Origin of the sequence: Bradyrhizobium sp. 160 (genome assembly GCF_023073735.1) — a bacterium.
Classification (GTDB): domain Bacteria; phylum Pseudomonadota; class Alphaproteobacteria; order Rhizobiales; family Xanthobacteraceae; genus Bradyrhizobium.
In genome coordinates this window covers 15,229-29,099 of sequence record NZ_JADPKD010000001.1, presented here as the reverse complement: position 1 = coordinate 29,099, position 13,871 = coordinate 15,229, and the positions used below count along the sequence as shown (strand labels likewise).

Sequence of the window (13,871 nt, the reverse complement as noted above, 5' to 3'; positions counted from 1 at the left end):
TTCAGCTGACGCGCTGCCGAACGAAGCGCCACAGCTTAACCATGGCGAACGTCCCGACCAGCACGATCATCCAATTGACCACCATAACTGCGGCCCCACGCCCGAAGGCGAGATTCTGGAACGCTGTAATGTAGGCGCGCACTGAAAGCACGGCGGTACTGTTGCCGGGCCCTCCTTGCGTTGTGCCGAAGATGATGTCGAATTGATTGAGGGATTCGATCAACCGAAACACCGCGGCGATCAGAATGTAGGGAGCGATAAGCGGCAGCTCGATGTGCAGGAAGATTGCCCATCCCTTCGCGCCATTGACGCGCGCCGCCTCCCTGATCTCATCATTTATACCCTGCAGGCCGGCAAAAATGATCAACGCGAAGAACGGCGTATAGGTCCAAACGTCGATCAGGACGAGCGAGAACATTGCGGTCGCAGGGTCTGAAATCCAAGCAAAACGGCTGATGCCGGCAAGGGACAGCAGATAGTTCATGATCCCGCTTTGCGGGTCCATCATCGTCGTCCACATGAGCGCGACGCTCATTGGGGGTAGGACGAGAGGCAGGAGAATGACGGGCCTCATCAGGCGCGCAAGGAAGACTTCCGTGGCGAACAGCTTGGCAAGTGCGAGACCGAGCGCGGCTTGCACAAATACCGCCGATCCGGCGTAAACAACGGTCGCGCGGACGCTGTTCCAGAAATCGGCTGTCTTGATCAGGGCTGCGTAATTGTCGAGGCCGATGAAGCGGACCAGCGGCCGCCCAAACTTGAGGTCAGTCAACGATTGAAACACGCCATAGAAGAACAGGAAAAGAAATCCGAGCAATATGATGATAGCAGGAGCGATCGCAGCAATGCTCCACCAGTCGAGACGCGCCTCCTCAAGACCCCTTGCCGCCTCATGTTTTGATGGGGCAAGTTGGCTGGTCGAAGACTGCAGTGTCGCGATCACGTCGGATCCTCGAAGGTCCATCTCATTGACCTTTAACATGTGAAGAGGCGGCAATTACGACTGCCGCCCCTTGCTTATGCTTCACATAGAGGAACGGATCTCTGATGCGAGGTCAGCCAAGGTTGTCTTTACATCGGCTCCATTGACCATCTTCTGCATGGCAACCGCCCAAGCATTCATTGCTTCGGCAAAGCCTACTCGGGGCGTAAAGGCCAATGCAGCCCTCTCCTGCACGCTCTTGAACGTGTCGACGAAGTTGTTGAATTCAGGCTTGGCAGCATATTCGAGCCAAGCCTTGTCGGCCCAGGTGGAGGCCCGCGGAGGGTTGACGAGCTTGCCGGCAACGGCACCATTCAGCTCGACCTGCTTTGACGTTGCCCATTGGATGAACAGCCAGGCCGCACCCTTCTTCTGGGAAGAAGCGTTCATCGCAAGCGACCAGATCCAGATGTTGGATTCGAAGTTCTTGCTGTTCGGAGCACGCAAGGAGGGTGCGAAGGCGATCTTCCCCGAGGCTGGCTTGCCGGCCACGTCGTTCCAGAACCCGAACATGTTGGAATCGATCGCCATCGCGGTTCGTCCTGAGTTGATACCATCGACCACTTGGTACCAGTTGTCGTTGGCAAAGGACGGAGCCGCACATTTCCTGATCATGTCGACATAGTCTTTGTGGAACGCGATCGACTCTGGCGACTCCAGACCTGTCTCGAGCTTGCCATCCTTGATCAGGAAATCATGTACGCCGTAGGATTTGGCAATCGAGATGGCGGCGGTGTGGATGCTGCTCCAAAAGCGGACGCCGCGCACGCCCAACGGCGTAATCGCGCCGTCCGCAGCCTTCAGCTTTTCGCACGCCGCGGACATCTCTGGCGGGGTCGTCGGAACCTTGAGGCCGTACTTGTCGAGGATGTCCTTACGGTAGAACAGCTGGATGTTCTCAAAACCATGCGGGATCGCCCAAACCTGCCCGCTTCCGGGCTCGATCTGGCCCTCCTTGACTTTCCAGGTCAGGGCATCGCGCAGCGCAGGGAAGAAGTCCTTGTAATCATAGCCTGCAGCGGTGAGTTTTGGATCGTTCAGATATCGATCGAGCGGCTCAAGCAACTGGCCCGGCGCGAGATCCCAAGCGGGCTGAATCCCCGTGCCCACGACGTCCCAGCTTGGTGACTTCGTGCTGAGTTGGATCGTCAGCTTATTCCAATATGCGTCGTCCGGATAAAGCTCCGGCGTCACCTTGATGCCGGTGAGCTTCTCGAACTCAGGCAGCTGGGCTGCGACCGCGTCGGCGTACGGATGAATGTCGTAGGCCCAGACGATCGATGCACCTTCGAACTGCCGCCAGTTGATGTCGTCCGCCTTGGCGTGAGTAGACGTCATGGCCGACCCGGCCAAAAGCGTGCAGCATATAAGAGCTTTTCTGACAAAATCGGCAGAATGGCCGCAACCAGCGGCGAGCTTCCTTGGCATGATCCCCTCCGATGGGCTCTTTGGCCCGTAAACCACGCGCCCTCCTCATCCGAAAGGCCGCAGTGGCGGGAACGCTAGCGGTCATTCTTCCGTCGTAACCGGCTTTTCGAACTCAGGTTGGGTAAAATTGAGTAAGGTCAAAAAGTGGATGATTCAGCACAGAATCGCGGATTGGACGCCGGGCCAGACGGGTATTGAAGTTAGAGGCATGGAAGCAGTGATGCTGCACATTTATTCAGCGCATGCAAAACGGCAGGCTAATGATCAGCTTGCCGCGCAAGCGTATGCCGGTTCGGCTCGAGCGTCTATGATGACTTCCACTGAACTGCTCAAGAGCACTGAGCGCAAGGCTCGTCAGGGGTTGGGTTGATCGTGCAAATCAATTCCTCGAGTTGCGCTCAAGCAGCCTTCGCGGAGGTCCTGGCCCTAAACAGGCCCTCGCATTGAACGCGAGGACCCGTTTCGATCTACGGGCTCCGCAACCCGATAGAGCGAAGCGTTTGCTGCAACGCGTGATCAATCGTCGATAATTGACTAAGCCTCAGCAGCAGCAGTTCATTCAACGAGTTTATTTGGCATTGAAGGTTCTCGCGCACGCGCCGGTCATCAACGCTCCCAGTCATGCTCTCAATGGTCCTGAGACATTCGCGCAAACTCTCGATGCTCCGTCGCAATGTTTGACAATGTCTCCTGGTCTCTGAGATCTGGTTTCTCTCCTCGAACGGAACAGTGATGATGTTTGCGCCCGCAACTTCGGACGAAGTCTCAGCTGTATCCATTTGATTCCTTCATTTCGGATTGTGCTGCCCGTTGATCTTCCTTCAGGACGGTGGAAGCGCCTACTAGGCAGCTTTAGGGTACGCGAACCATCATCAGGAACTTCTCGACTCGGGTCTTCAGTCGCCGCTGTCGTTGGACCGCCTCTGTGCCAAGACAAGCAGCTGGATTAAAGCCGAACAGGCGTCCGTTGCGCCGCGTTTGACGTCGGCAATGCATCCCATTGCCGCCTTACGCTCCTGCTGCACGTTTCGGGAGATGCCTTTGCGTGGCTGGCTACCCCCTGCTCTCAACTGCAGACGGGATCGCCATGAGATTTCCGAGACCCGGCTTATGATCCCGCCGATCTTCTGGATTGCGAGGGAACCTACGGCCGACTGCATATCATCGATTTGTGGACTGATCTCGCCAGTCTCAAGCCGTCCGCAACCGACGAAGCCATTTATGGTCGGCTTCCCGCCGCTCCCTGAACCGGTCCACGCATTTCTTGGAGCAAAGTGCCGTTCGCCAGCTGTAGTAGCGTACGAGCCCAAACCTTCGACCGCACATTGCGCAGAACTTTACTGAACCGTGCTGGGAACGATAAGAGCTATCGTGCATTCTCGCCTCCTGTCGGCGTTACGTGGGTGCCTCCTGCATCTTCTTCACCGCAGCACTGACCTACGGGACGACAATGCCAAGCCTCTCGGCGCACGATTGGCGCAAGAGTCTGAGTGCGCCCTCCTTGGCGACCGGAACATTCAATTTGAGTGCTTCGCCGTGACTGCTGAACCTAACGATACCTGAATCTTAATTGATGCAACAAACAGGGTCTTAACTGTGAAATCCTGCGCTCTGACCCGCATTCTCGGCGCAAATCAACAGATCGAGCCAGTAGGGCGCGTATAGCTGCATCGCCTGGCGCAGGGTGCGCCAGTCTTTTTTAACTGGCGAGATCCGATATCCCCTGGCTATGAGGTCGGTGAGATGTAGATTTTAGATTTTGAAGGCTGCTTTGGCGAAGCCGAAGCGCCTGCCTTCGTCAGAAAAGCATGCGGAGCAGATCGAATCCCGCCTTGGGAGCCCCCGCCTGCATTCGATGAGACAGAGGCAAGATGGGCGAGATTGCCAACGGCGATTATTGTTTGAAATCATCGCAGCGGAATGACGCTTTGAACGCGGTCTGCAGCGTGTCCGTGGTTAGGGAAGAAAGCCAGCGCAATCGCTCGAGCCGACAAGACCCAGATCGGACCGGCGTCGAACTCGCCATCCGCCTGCAGCACCGTGACACCCCACTCCGCGACGCCCTCGAGAATGGCCCGGTCGAGAGCCGCAGGACCGCGGTCACCTGGCGGGCCGGGGTGCACGATGAGGCAACGCACGCCAGCCAGACATCGTCCGGGATCGGCCTTTTCAAGAACGGCGCGACAACGAGGTGGGGCGGATACAGCGCAACACTTCGCGGGTCACGTCGGGATGGATATCGAGCTCGACCGAGATCTCATGGTTACGCTCGCAGAGTTCGACATGCAGCCGCTGCGTCAGGTTGTTCAAGGAATGCGACAAAAGCAGAATGCGCATCCTGAGCCTCAACAGATCCGAGGTAATTGTTCGCCCGACAGCCAGTCGACGATCCTTCCGCCGCCAAAGCTCGTCGCCATCTGCACGAAATGGTGGTCGTCTGCCACGGCCTCGCCGATCTCGGCGGCATCACGGCCGAACGGATGCACCCGCATCGCCGCAAGCACGGCTGCTGCAACCTCGGGCGCCACGATCGCTGCGAGCTTGCCTTCGTTGGCGACGTAGAGCGGATCGAGCCCGAGCAGTTCGCAGGCCGCAGCAACACCTGGCTTCACCGGGATCGCCGCCTCCTGAAGTCGGAAGCCGAGGCCGGACTGCTGGGCGATCTCGTTCAGCGTCGCGGCGAGCCCACCGCGGGTGGGATCGCGCATCAAACGGATGCCCTTGCCGCCGGCCGCCAGCATGCTCGCCACGAAATCATGCAACGACGCGGAATCAGAGACGATCTCGGTCTCAAAAGCGAGGTTCTGGCGTTTGGACATGATGGCGACGCCATGGTCCCCGAGCGTTCCAGAGATCAGGACACGATCGCCGACGCGGGCATTCCCAGCAGAGAGGTCGAGCCCGGCAGGCACGACACCGACCCCGGCTGTCGAGATGAACAGGCCGTCGGCCTTGCCGCGCTCGACGACCTTCGTGTCACCGGTGATGATGTAGACGCCCGCGGCTCGCGCAGCCTCGCCCATGGAATCCGCAATCATCTTCAGGTCGGAGAAACGAAAACCTTCCTCGATGATAAAGCTCGCTGAGAGATAGAGGGGCCGCGCGCCGGCCATGGCGATGTCGTTGACCGTGCCATGCACGGCGAGCGAGCCGATATTGCCGCCCGGAAAGAACAGCGGCGAGACCACATAGCCGTCGGTCGTCATCACCATGCGCCCGGCGCCGACATCGAACGCAGACTGGTCGTTGCCGCACGCCAGCCATTCATTGCCGAAGGCCTCGTGGAACAGGCCCGAGATCAGTTGCGACATCGCGCGGCCACCGGATCCGTGGGACAGGTCGACGCAGCCGTTCCTTATGTCGAGCTTGCGCTGATCGGCTTTCATGACGCCCGCCGTTGCTGATGATCGCGGAAGCGGCCGTAAGTCCAGTGTGCCGCACATGCACCCTCGGACGAGACCATGCAGGACCCCATCGGCGTCTCCGGCGTGCACACCGTGCCGAACAGCTGGCAGTCAACCGGCTTCTTCACGCCGCGCAGGATGGCGCCGCATTCACAGGCCGGATTGTCGGCAACGCGAAGCTCGTTCATGTCGAAGCGGACCTCGGCGTCGTATTTGGCGTACGCCCGCTTCAGCTTGAGCCCGCTATAAGACACTAGGCCGAGACCGCGCCACTCGAACTGATCGCGCAGCTCGAAGATGTCGGAGACCTCCTCCTTGGCGCGCAGATTGCCGTCACGGGTCACTGCGCGGCTATACTGGTTCTCCACCTCATGCCGGTGCTCGTTGACCTGCCGCACCAGCATCAGGATCGCCTGCATCATGTCGAGCGGCTCGAAGCCCGCGATCACCACCGGCTTGCCGAATTCTTCGGCAAAGAACTCGTAAGGCTCGGTGCCGATGATGGTCGAGACATGGCCCGGCCCGACGAAGCCGTCGATCTCGACGCGGCCGATATTGCGGATATCGGGGCTTTCCAGGATGTTCTGCATCGCCGGCGGCGTCAGCACATGATTGCAGAACACGCTGAAGTTCTTGAGCTGCTTCTTCTCAGCGAGCCGGATCATCACGGCGGTCGGCGGCGTCGTGGTCTCGAAGCCGATGGCGAAGAACACGACCGCGCGGCCGGGAATTTCTTCCGCAACACGGATTGCATCAATCGTGGAATAAACCATACGGACGTCGCCGCCGCGCGCCTTCGCCTTCAGCAGCGAGCCACCCTGCGAGCCCGGCACCCGCATCAGGTCGCCGTAGACGCAAAGGATCACGTCCGGCCGCTCGGCGAGCCGGATCGCCATGTCGATGCGTCCCGCTGGCAAGACGCAGACAGGGCAGCCGGGGCCGTGGATCATCCGCACGTTCTTCGGCAGCATGTCCTCCAGCCCGTAGCGGGAGATTGCATGCGTGTGGCCGCCGCAAAATTCCATGAAACGATAGGATTTTTCCGGATCGGCCTCCGAGCGAATCGCCTTCGCCAATCCCAGCGCGATCTCCTTGTCGCGAAACTCGTCGGCATATTTCATTGCGCGGCCTCCCGGCTTTCGGCGCCGATTTCACGCAACAGCCCCAGCGTCCGCTGCGCCTCCTCCGGATCGATCTTGGTCAGGGCGTAGCCCACATGGATGATCACGTAGTCGCCGACGGCGAGGTTTTCGATCAGCGCCACCGAGATCTCCTTGCTGACGCCATCGATCGAGACGACGGCCATGTCGTCGGGCAGGAGCTTTGTGACCTCAGCAGGTATCGCGAGACACATCAGGCGTTTCCTTCCGGGCCTTGCTGTTCGAGGAGTTGGAGCGCGGCGACCCAGGCCTGCCCGAGGCTAAGGCCGCCGTCATTGGACGGCACCTGGCGAGGCAGCAACGGCGAGAGCCCGGCGGCGACGCAGCCGCGCCCGATCTCGCTTGCGAGGATCGCGTTGAGGAAGCAGCCACCGCTCAGGATGACGGTCGTTACGCTGGTCTCCAGTGCCGCGCGCGCGATCCAGTCGATGCAGGCGGCGGCGAAGGTGCCATGGAAGAGGTCGGCCCCATCGACCGGATCGACCGCAAGGCGCTCGAGCAAGGGGAAAAGAGACAGCACGCCATTCTCGATCGTCCAGCCGTCCTCCGCGAGGCGCGGTGTGCGGACACGCGCTTCCAGCTTCATTGCGGCTTCGCCCTCGTAACTCTGCACCGGACAGAGACCAAGCAGCGCCGCCGCCGCGTCAAACAGCCGGCCGGCGCTGGTCGTCGTCGCCACGCCGGGCTGGTCGAGCATAGCGCAGAGACGCGCAGCCTGCGGCTGCATCGCAAAGCGCTTCGCAATCGCGTCGCCGCGCCGCAAGGCGTGCAGCACGCTCGCGGCCATGCGCCACGGCTCGCGCGTCGCGCGATCGCCACCGGGCATCTTCATCGGCGCCAGATGTCCGAGCCGCCGGAAGCGTGCACCATCGCACGAGAGCAACTCGCCGCCCCAATTGCCACCGTCGCTGCCATAGCCGAAGCCGTCGAGCACCAGCGCCAACGCTGGCCCTGCGACGCCATGTTCCGCCATCACGGATGCCGCATGGGCATGGTGATGCTGGACCGCGATCAGCCGCCTCCCGCTGGCTTCGGCGAAACGGGTCGAGGCCATGTTCGGATGCAGGTCATGGGCGATGACGACCGGCTCGATGTCCAGTGTCGAGAGCAGGTGATCCACCGTCTCCTCGAAAAAGCGAATGCCTTCCGCGGTGTCGAGATCGCCGATGTGCTGGGAGACGAAGGCTTCGTTGCCGCGGATGACGGTGACCGTCGACTTCAGCGCGCCGCCGACCGCAAGCACCGACGGGACGGACTTCGCGAGTCTAATCGGCTCGGGAATATAGCCGCGGGCGCGGCGGATGAACTGCGCTCGGCCCGCGACCACCGACACGACAGAGTCGTCCGCGCGGGTGACGATGTCGCGGTCATGCGTGACGATCAGGTCGGCGATGCCGGCAAGCCGCCGTTTGGCCTCGTCATTGACGACCACCAGCGGCTCGCCGCCAGGATTGGCGCTGGTTGCCACGATCGCCCAACTTGCGCCGTCCGCTCGCGGATGCGCCGAATTGAGCGCCTTCAGCACAAGATGATGCAGCGGCGCGACGGGCAGCATGACGCCGATCCGCGACAGCTCCGGCGCAATCGCGGGCGGGAGCATATCGCGGGATCTCATCAGCACGATGGGCCGCGGCGAGGATTCCAGCAGCGCGAGCCCGACCCCATCGATTTCAGCGATCTCGCCGACCACATCCGTCGAACCGACCATCACGGCGAACGGCTTCTGATTGCGATGCTTCCGGCGCCGCAGACGCCACACAGCCGCATCTTCACGGGCATTGCACAGCAATTGATATCCGCCGAGCCCCTTGATCGCGACGATCCTTCCATCAGCGATCGCAGTGGCGATCTGCTTGGTATCATGACTGATCCTTGGCCCACAGCGCGGGCAGGCAATTGCTTCGGCGTGGAAGCGACGGCTCGCCGGATCGGCATAGTCTGCTGCGCAGGCCGTGCACATCGCGAAGCGTCTCATCGCGGTGGTACGGCGGTCATAGGGCAGCCGCTCGGCGATGGTGTAGCGCGGGCCGCAATGGGTGCAATTGACGAAAGGATAGAGATGGAAGCGGCTCGCCGGATCAAACAGCTCGCTCAGACACTGCGGACAGGTCGCGGCATCGGCGGCGATCCGGGTCGAGACCTTGCCCTGCTCACTGACGCGGATGTGGAACTCGTCGCTTTCGGTGATGCCGACCGGTTGCACGGAAATCTCGTCTATCCGAGCCAGTGGCGGTTTTTCCAGCGGCAGCGCATCGACAAAATCGGCGGCGCGGTCGCCCTCGACCTCGATCACCACGCCACCGGGATCATTGGCAACGAAGCCGCCGAGCCGATAGCGCGCGGCGAGGCCGTAGATGTAGGGACGAAAGCCCACGCCCTGCACTGCGCCGCGCACCTGCAGGCGCAGCCGTGTTCGGTCTCGCGCCATGGCCTCGCCGCTCATGCTGATCCCGACACGGCCATCTCGGTCGGCTTCATCTGTGCAATCCGCTTGCGAATCCAGGCATAGAATGCCGCAAAACCCTCACCGGAGCGCGCCGACACCGTCGAAACCTCAATCTTCGGACTGACCCGGCGCGCATATTCGATCGTCCTTGCAAGATCGAAGTCGAGTACGGGCGCAAGATCGATCTTGTTGATCAGCATCAGAGAGGAGGCTGCGAACATGTCCGGATATTTCAGCGGCTTGTCCTCGCCTTCCGTGGTCGAGAACACCACGATCTTGCAGGCCTCGCCGAGATCGAACGCCGCGGGACAGACGAGATTACCGACGTTCTCGATGAAGAGGATGCCGCCGTTAAGCCAGGGCAAGCGGTTATAGGCTTCGCCGACCATGGCGGCATCGAGATGGCAGCCCTTGCCGGTATTGATTTGGATCGCCGGCACGCCGGTCGAGCGGATCCGTTCGGCATCGTTGGAGGTCTGTTGATCGCCTTCGATCACGCCAATCGGAAAGCTGTCCTTCAGCTCGGACACGGCACGAACCAGAAGCGAGGTTTTTCCGGCGCCGGGGCTCGAGACCAGGTTGAAGACGAGCACGTCGTCGGTTCGGAAGCGCGCGCGGTTGTCGGCGGCAAGCCGATTGTTCTTGCAGAGAATGTCGCGATCGACCTGGATGATGCGGTCGCTGCTCATGCCGGCGATCTGCTGGCCTGCCGGATTGGCGCTGCAATCGACCAGCCCGCTATCACCGGGCGCGTGATCATGATGATGGTGATGGTCGTGGCTGTGCCCATGATGATGCGAATGATCGTGCTCATGGGAATGATCATGGGTGTGTTCGATGGACGCTTTGGCATCACTGCAACCGCATACCGTGCACATCAATCGACCTCCAGCTCCCTCACGCGCATCTCTTCGCCGCCGGTCGCCTGCAATTGATAGCTGCCGCAGGACGGACATGGCTCATAGCGCTGCTTGATCTCGACGCCTTTGGAGCAGGCCATGCACCAGGCCGCCCCCGGCGTCTCGACGATCTCGAGCCTTGCCCCTTGCGCAATGGTGGGCGCGGCGACGGCCTCGAAGCAGAACTTCATCGCCTCAGGCGCAACATGGCTGAGCGCACCGATCTCCAGGCACACGACGTTCACCCTAGCGAAGGCGCGCTTGCGCGACTCCTCCTGGATAATCTCGATGATTCCTTCGCACAGCGCTATCTCATGCATGGCCGATCTCGCGGAAGCTGAGGCTGAAGCCGACGCACGGATCGAACGAGCTGACGAGCGTGCGGACCGCATGCAGCCCCTGCCGGCCCCCGGCGAGAACGGATCCCTGGAGGCTGCGAACCAACGGCCCGCGGGCATGGAAATTCCACTCCGTCGGGGCCAAGAATTCGAAGCGGACGATGCGGTCTTCATCGTCGAGCTCGACGGCATGATACAGCCGGCCCCGCGCGCATTCGACGGCACCCGCGCCTCTGCCGGTCCCCAGCCGGTAGCTCTGGAGGACGGCGTCCTCGACCGTCCCATCGTCCGCCTCTAGGAAGGCGCAGAGCCGCGCCACTTCCGCGATCCGCGCCTTCAGACGCTCGGCGGGCCCCGCGCCCGGCGGCAGGATCGGCTCACGCCCAACCCGCCGTGCCCAGACGCCGGTCTCCGGAATCCGGCCATGGAGATCAGGCGCATCGGAAAATATCGCGCCATCGGCAAGCAGCCGCATGACGATTTCGAGATCGTCGGCTGCCGACAGGAATGACTCTTCGACCACCGGCGGCAGCAAGGCATGCCCATCGAAATTCGCAAGATGTACCGCCAGCGCGCTGCCGGCCCCGGGGGTTTGCTCCTCGCTCGCGATCCCGAGTGCGGCGAGCGATGCCCTGATCTTCGCCACCGCCTCACGGCGCGAGACCGCCTCCCCGCGCTCGGCGATGCTGCCACCCAGAACGGCCGTGGCCTCCATCATGGCACGAACGGCTGCGGCGCCGGCGCCGTCAAGCGTGAGACGGCCAACGAACAGGCCGCGCAACAATTCGGTCAGGCGTTCGGCGACGACAGCGACGACGCGACCGTGCTCGATCTCGAGACTGGCATGCTCGCCCCGCGCCGCCTCGACCGCGGACAGGAAAGCTACCTGATGCGCCATTGAGCACAGGGAGAACAGACGCGACAGCACCGACGGCAGTGACGAGGCCGGCTTTCCCGCGAACAAGCGCGTCAACGGCGGCCGGCTGCGCGGCCGGATCGCGACGTCGGCAATCGTGCCGCCGGCGAGCCACACCGTGATGTCGATCTCGTTGCGGAAGGCCAGACTCATCCGCACCGCTCCGTCAGAACACCGCGCAGGAAGTTACGCCGATCGATCGGGCTTGTTGCGGGCTCGCGACGACGGACCGCCTCCTCGCTGTCGGCCGGCAGCATCAGCTCGGCGAGGGTCGCTTCGGCCGTCGCCCGCGCGGCGACCATGTCCGCGAACTGGAACATCGGCGAGAACAGCGAGCAGCTCGCGATCAGGCCCATTTGTCCGACCTCGCTGAGAGTGAATTCGATATCGCCCGCAGGGAAGCGGATTCGCAGGCTCGGGCCCGACGTATCCCGCGCGATCGCGCTCGCCGGCATCACCACGTTCATGAACCAGGGCGTGACCATGATGCCGGTGGTCGTGCCGTTGAACCAGCGGAAACCGACCGCTTCGACGCCGAGCGCGTCGTTGTAGATCGGCAGATCGCGCATCGCGCGCTCGCCGATCTCCCGATAGCTTCCTGCCAAGAGCTCGCCCCACGCGTCGGCGTCGGCGGCGCTGGCAGGAATTTGCGCATCAGCCGTCATGACTCGATCGCCATGAACTTGGATTTTGGAGAGTCGCAGTTCGGGCAGCGCCAGTCTTCCGGCAACGCCGCGAACGGAGTGCGGGGTTCGATCTGTGCCACCCCGTCGCCATCAGTGGGGTCATAGATCGTCCAGCAGATGCCGCATTCCAGCCGCGTGACATCGGCGACGTCCTGGCGCTTCTCGAACCCGCTCATTTGAAATAGGTCTCGATGATCTCCTGAAGCCGCTCAGCCGAGTCCTCGAAGTCCTCGTCAGCCGCAATCGCCACCGTCGGCACGCCGCCGACCTCCAGCGTATCGAGGATGATGGCGTCCATGGCGTTGAAGAACTGCACCGACCAGACATTGCGGATGCCCGTGGAGAGCACCCGGCAGCTACCATAGCCGCGAGAAACCAGTTGGATCGGCCCGTTCTTGATCGTGTCCTGGAGAAAACTCATGTCGACCGGGCTCATCGGCAGCAGCGTGAAATTGATGATCTGCGAGCGGATGCCAGGCCGCCATGCGAGCGCCCGCTCGCGGATTTCCGCAAGCACCGGCAGCACGTTCATGGCACCTTCGGTGGCCTGCCCGATCTCAAAATCCGCAGCCGTGAGATCGGCAGCGGCGCGCTTCACGATCTCCGGGATCGGCCCGACCTCGAGATATTCGTGATTGGCGTCGAGCCGCACGCGCCAGATCCCGGCCAGCACAGATTCCTGGATCTGCGCCAATGATCCATCGGGCAGCGCAACGACGGCGGCCACTTCGCCCTCGCCCATCACGTCGACAATCAGCTTGCGCTCGAGATCGTTGAGATTGGCAAGCCGGAACAGTTGCGTCGGCATGTCGGCCTTCTGGCTCGCGATCGCTGCGGCCACCTTCGACAACAGCTCGACGGCGTTCGGGCAGATCCTGGCGAGTTCCGCGCTGTCGAGCGTGGCAAGCTTGGCCAAGGCTCCGGGGGCGGTCAGGCTGCCGCTCGTCGCGTTCAGGTTCTCATCGCCGATCGGAAACACGTTGATCGGCTGCTCCGCCCCCTCGGGCGCAGTCCAGAAGCCCGCTTTCATAGTTCGACACCTTGGCGGTGTTGGGGAACGACGGTTGTCATGACAACGCGCTCGTGCCGCGCGGACGGTCGATCAGCTTGGTGATGCGGTCGACATAGATCGACCAGTCCTGGATCTTCGCGATCAGCCCGAGTGTCTCGCCCTTGGCGACGAAGATCAGCGTCGGCTGCACGCGTACGCCAAAACGCTGGCCGAGTTCGCTCTCGGCACCGCAGGCGATCACCGCGGCACGCAACCGCCCCTTGAATGCCTCGATCAGCTCCGGCAGCACGACCGCGACGTCGGTCGCCTCCGGAAAACGCGCGGGGTCTCCTGCCGACAGCAACACGGCGATGGCGCGGGCCTCGTCGGTCGTATTCAGAAAACGATCGACCGTCGCAGCATCCACCTCCGGCAAGCCACGCCGCGCCAGTTCCTGCCTTCCCTGCTGCAATTTCATCAGACCTCCCCTGACAAGCTTATGATTCTGCTGGGAATAGGGATCAGCAAGGTACGTGCCAAGGACGGTTATCACCTTCCTAATTTATCTAGTTGATTTGAATCATATATTTCCACGACAGAAGATGCATCAATCCCAGGACG

The 13,871-nt window shown here is 61.9% G+C and carries 15 protein-coding genes and 1 pseudogene; 1 reads left to right on the top strand and 15 read right to left on the bottom strand.

What is annotated here, in order from left to right; translation table 11 throughout:
* Nucleotide 1 precedes the first annotated feature (1 nt).
* Nucleotides 2-943: a carbohydrate ABC transporter permease gene (locus tag IVA98_RS00150; RefSeq protein ID WP_247277962.1), complete on the bottom strand. Its 942-nt coding sequence runs from the start codon at nt 941-943 to the stop codon at nt 2-4.
* Nucleotides 944-1,024: 81 nt separating this feature from the next.
* Nucleotides 1,025-2,410 (bottom strand): ABC transporter substrate-binding protein, encoded by a 1,386-nt coding sequence (locus tag IVA98_RS00145; RefSeq protein ID WP_247277963.1) that lies wholly within the window; start codon nt 2,408-2,410, stop codon nt 1,025-1,027.
* Between the two features lie 127 nt (nt 2,411-2,537).
* Between IVA98_RS00145 and IVA98_RS00140 the strand changes: the two genes are divergently transcribed.
* The gene (locus IVA98_RS00140) at nt 2,538-2,780 is read left to right on the top strand and encodes a hypothetical protein (RefSeq protein WP_247354109.1); all 243 of its coding nucleotides are present in this window, start codon (nt 2,538-2,540) and stop codon (nt 2,778-2,780) included.
* Between the two features lie 1,537 nt (nt 2,781-4,317).
* On the opposite strand, the gene IVA98_RS00135 is transcribed toward IVA98_RS00140, so the two are convergent.
* From IVA98_RS00135 to IVA98_RS00075, 13 genes and pseudogenes are all read right to left on the bottom strand, one after another.
* Complete coding sequence (locus tag IVA98_RS00135) at nt 4,318-4,533, bottom strand: formyl transferase (protein WP_247354153.1); 216 nt, start codon at nt 4,531-4,533, stop codon at nt 4,318-4,320.
* 46 nt (nt 4,534-4,579) lie between these two features.
* Nucleotides 4,580-4,747, bottom strand: a complete 168-nt coding sequence (locus IVA98_RS00130; protein ID WP_247354108.1) for a formyl transferase — start codon at nt 4,745-4,747, stop codon at nt 4,580-4,582.
* A gap of 8 nt (nt 4,748-4,755) precedes the next feature.
* Nucleotides 4,756-5,796, bottom strand: coding sequence for a hydrogenase expression/formation protein HypE (gene hypE / locus IVA98_RS00125; protein WP_247354107.1), 1,041 nt, complete (start codon nt 5,794-5,796; stop codon nt 4,756-4,758).
* A complete protein-coding gene (hypD, locus tag IVA98_RS00120; RefSeq protein ID WP_247354106.1) occupies nt 5,793-6,935 on the bottom strand; it encodes a hydrogenase formation protein HypD in 1,143 nt (380 codons plus the stop codon). Before hypD ends, hypE begins: the two co-directional genes overlap by 4 nt.
* Nucleotides 6,932-7,168: a HypC/HybG/HupF family hydrogenase formation chaperone gene (locus IVA98_RS00115; protein ID WP_247301001.1), complete on the bottom strand. Its 237-nt coding sequence runs from the start codon at nt 7,166-7,168 to the stop codon at nt 6,932-6,934. Before IVA98_RS00115 ends, hypD begins: the two co-directional genes overlap by 4 nt.
* Nucleotides 7,168-9,417 (bottom strand): carbamoyltransferase HypF, encoded by a 2,250-nt coding sequence (gene hypF, locus IVA98_RS00110; protein ID WP_247301000.1) that lies wholly within the window; start codon nt 9,415-9,417, stop codon nt 7,168-7,170. The genes IVA98_RS00115 and hypF overlap by 1 nt, the downstream gene beginning before the upstream one ends.
* A complete protein-coding gene (hypB, locus tag IVA98_RS00105; protein ID WP_247277970.1) occupies nt 9,414-10,298 on the bottom strand; it encodes a hydrogenase nickel incorporation protein HypB in 885 nt (294 codons plus the stop codon). The genes hypF and hypB overlap by 4 nt, the downstream gene beginning before the upstream one ends.
* The gene (hypA, locus tag IVA98_RS00100) at nt 10,298-10,639 is read right to left on the bottom strand and encodes a hydrogenase maturation nickel metallochaperone HypA (protein WP_247277971.1); all 342 of its coding nucleotides are present in this window, start codon (nt 10,637-10,639) and stop codon (nt 10,298-10,300) included. The genes hypB and hypA overlap by 1 nt, the downstream gene beginning before the upstream one ends.
* A complete protein-coding gene (locus IVA98_RS00095; protein ID WP_247354105.1) occupies nt 10,632-11,726 on the bottom strand; it encodes a nickel-dependent hydrogenase large subunit in 1,095 nt (364 codons plus the stop codon). Before IVA98_RS00095 ends, hypA begins: the two co-directional genes overlap by 8 nt.
* On the bottom strand, nt 11,723-12,238 hold the full coding sequence (hybE, locus tag IVA98_RS00090; RefSeq protein WP_247277973.1) for a [NiFe]-hydrogenase assembly chaperone HybE: 516 nt from the start codon (nt 12,236-12,238) through the stop codon (nt 11,723-11,725). The genes IVA98_RS00095 and hybE overlap by 4 nt, the downstream gene beginning before the upstream one ends.
* Nucleotides 12,235-12,435 (bottom strand): rubredoxin, encoded by a 201-nt coding sequence (locus tag IVA98_RS00085; RefSeq protein WP_247277974.1) that lies wholly within the window; start codon nt 12,433-12,435, stop codon nt 12,235-12,237. The genes hybE and IVA98_RS00085 overlap by 4 nt, the downstream gene beginning before the upstream one ends.
* Complete coding sequence (locus IVA98_RS00080; RefSeq protein WP_247354104.1) at nt 12,432-13,289, bottom strand: hydrogenase expression/formation protein; 858 nt, start codon at nt 13,287-13,289, stop codon at nt 12,432-12,434. Before IVA98_RS00080 ends, IVA98_RS00085 begins: the two co-directional genes overlap by 4 nt.
* Nucleotides 13,286-13,728 (bottom strand): annotated as a pseudogene (locus IVA98_RS00075) (hydrogenase accessory protein). The gene IVA98_RS00080 and the pseudogene IVA98_RS00075 overlap by 4 nt, the downstream one beginning before the upstream one ends.
* Nucleotides 13,729-13,871: the final 143 nt, after the last annotated feature.

Excerpts from the sequence above, each read along its gene's own strand:
- IVA98_RS00145 (WP_247277963.1), bottom strand. The coding sequence starts at position 2,410 with ATGCCAAGGAAGCTCGCCGCTGGTTGCGGCCATTCTGCCGATTTTGTC.
- IVA98_RS00130 (WP_247354108.1), bottom strand. The coding sequence starts at position 4,747 with ATGCGCATTCTGCTTTTGTCGCATTCCTTGAACAACCTGACGCAGCGG.
- hypE (WP_247354107.1), bottom strand. The coding sequence starts at position 5,796 with ATGAAAGCCGATCAGCGCAAGCTCGACATAAGGAACGGCTGCGTCGAC.
- hypD (WP_247354106.1), bottom strand. The coding sequence starts at position 6,935 with ATGAAATATGCCGACGAGTTTCGCGACAAGGAGATCGCGCTGGGATTG.
- IVA98_RS00115 (WP_247301001.1), bottom strand. The coding sequence starts at position 7,168 with ATGTGTCTCGCGATACCTGCTGAGGTCACAAAGCTCCTGCCCGACGAC.
- hypF (WP_247301000.1), bottom strand. The coding sequence starts at position 9,417 with ATGAGCGGCGAGGCCATGGCGCGAGACCGAACACGGCTGCGCCTGCAG.
- hypB (WP_247277970.1), bottom strand. The coding sequence starts at position 10,298 with ATGTGCACGGTATGCGGTTGCAGTGATGCCAAAGCGTCCATCGAACAC.
- hypA (WP_247277971.1), bottom strand. The coding sequence starts at position 10,639 with ATGCATGAGATAGCGCTGTGCGAAGGAATCATCGAGATTATCCAGGAG.
- IVA98_RS00095 (WP_247354105.1), bottom strand. The coding sequence starts at position 11,726 with ATGAGTCTGGCCTTCCGCAACGAGATCGACATCACGGTGTGGCTCGCC.
- hybE (WP_247277973.1), bottom strand. The coding sequence starts at position 12,238 with ATGACGGCTGATGCGCAAATTCCTGCCAGCGCCGCCGACGCCGACGCG.
- IVA98_RS00085 (WP_247277974.1), bottom strand. The coding sequence starts at position 12,435 with ATGAGCGGGTTCGAGAAGCGCCAGGACGTCGCCGATGTCACGCGGCTG.
- IVA98_RS00080 (WP_247354104.1), bottom strand. The coding sequence starts at position 13,289 with ATGAAAGCGGGCTTCTGGACTGCGCCCGAGGGGGCGGAGCAGCCGATC.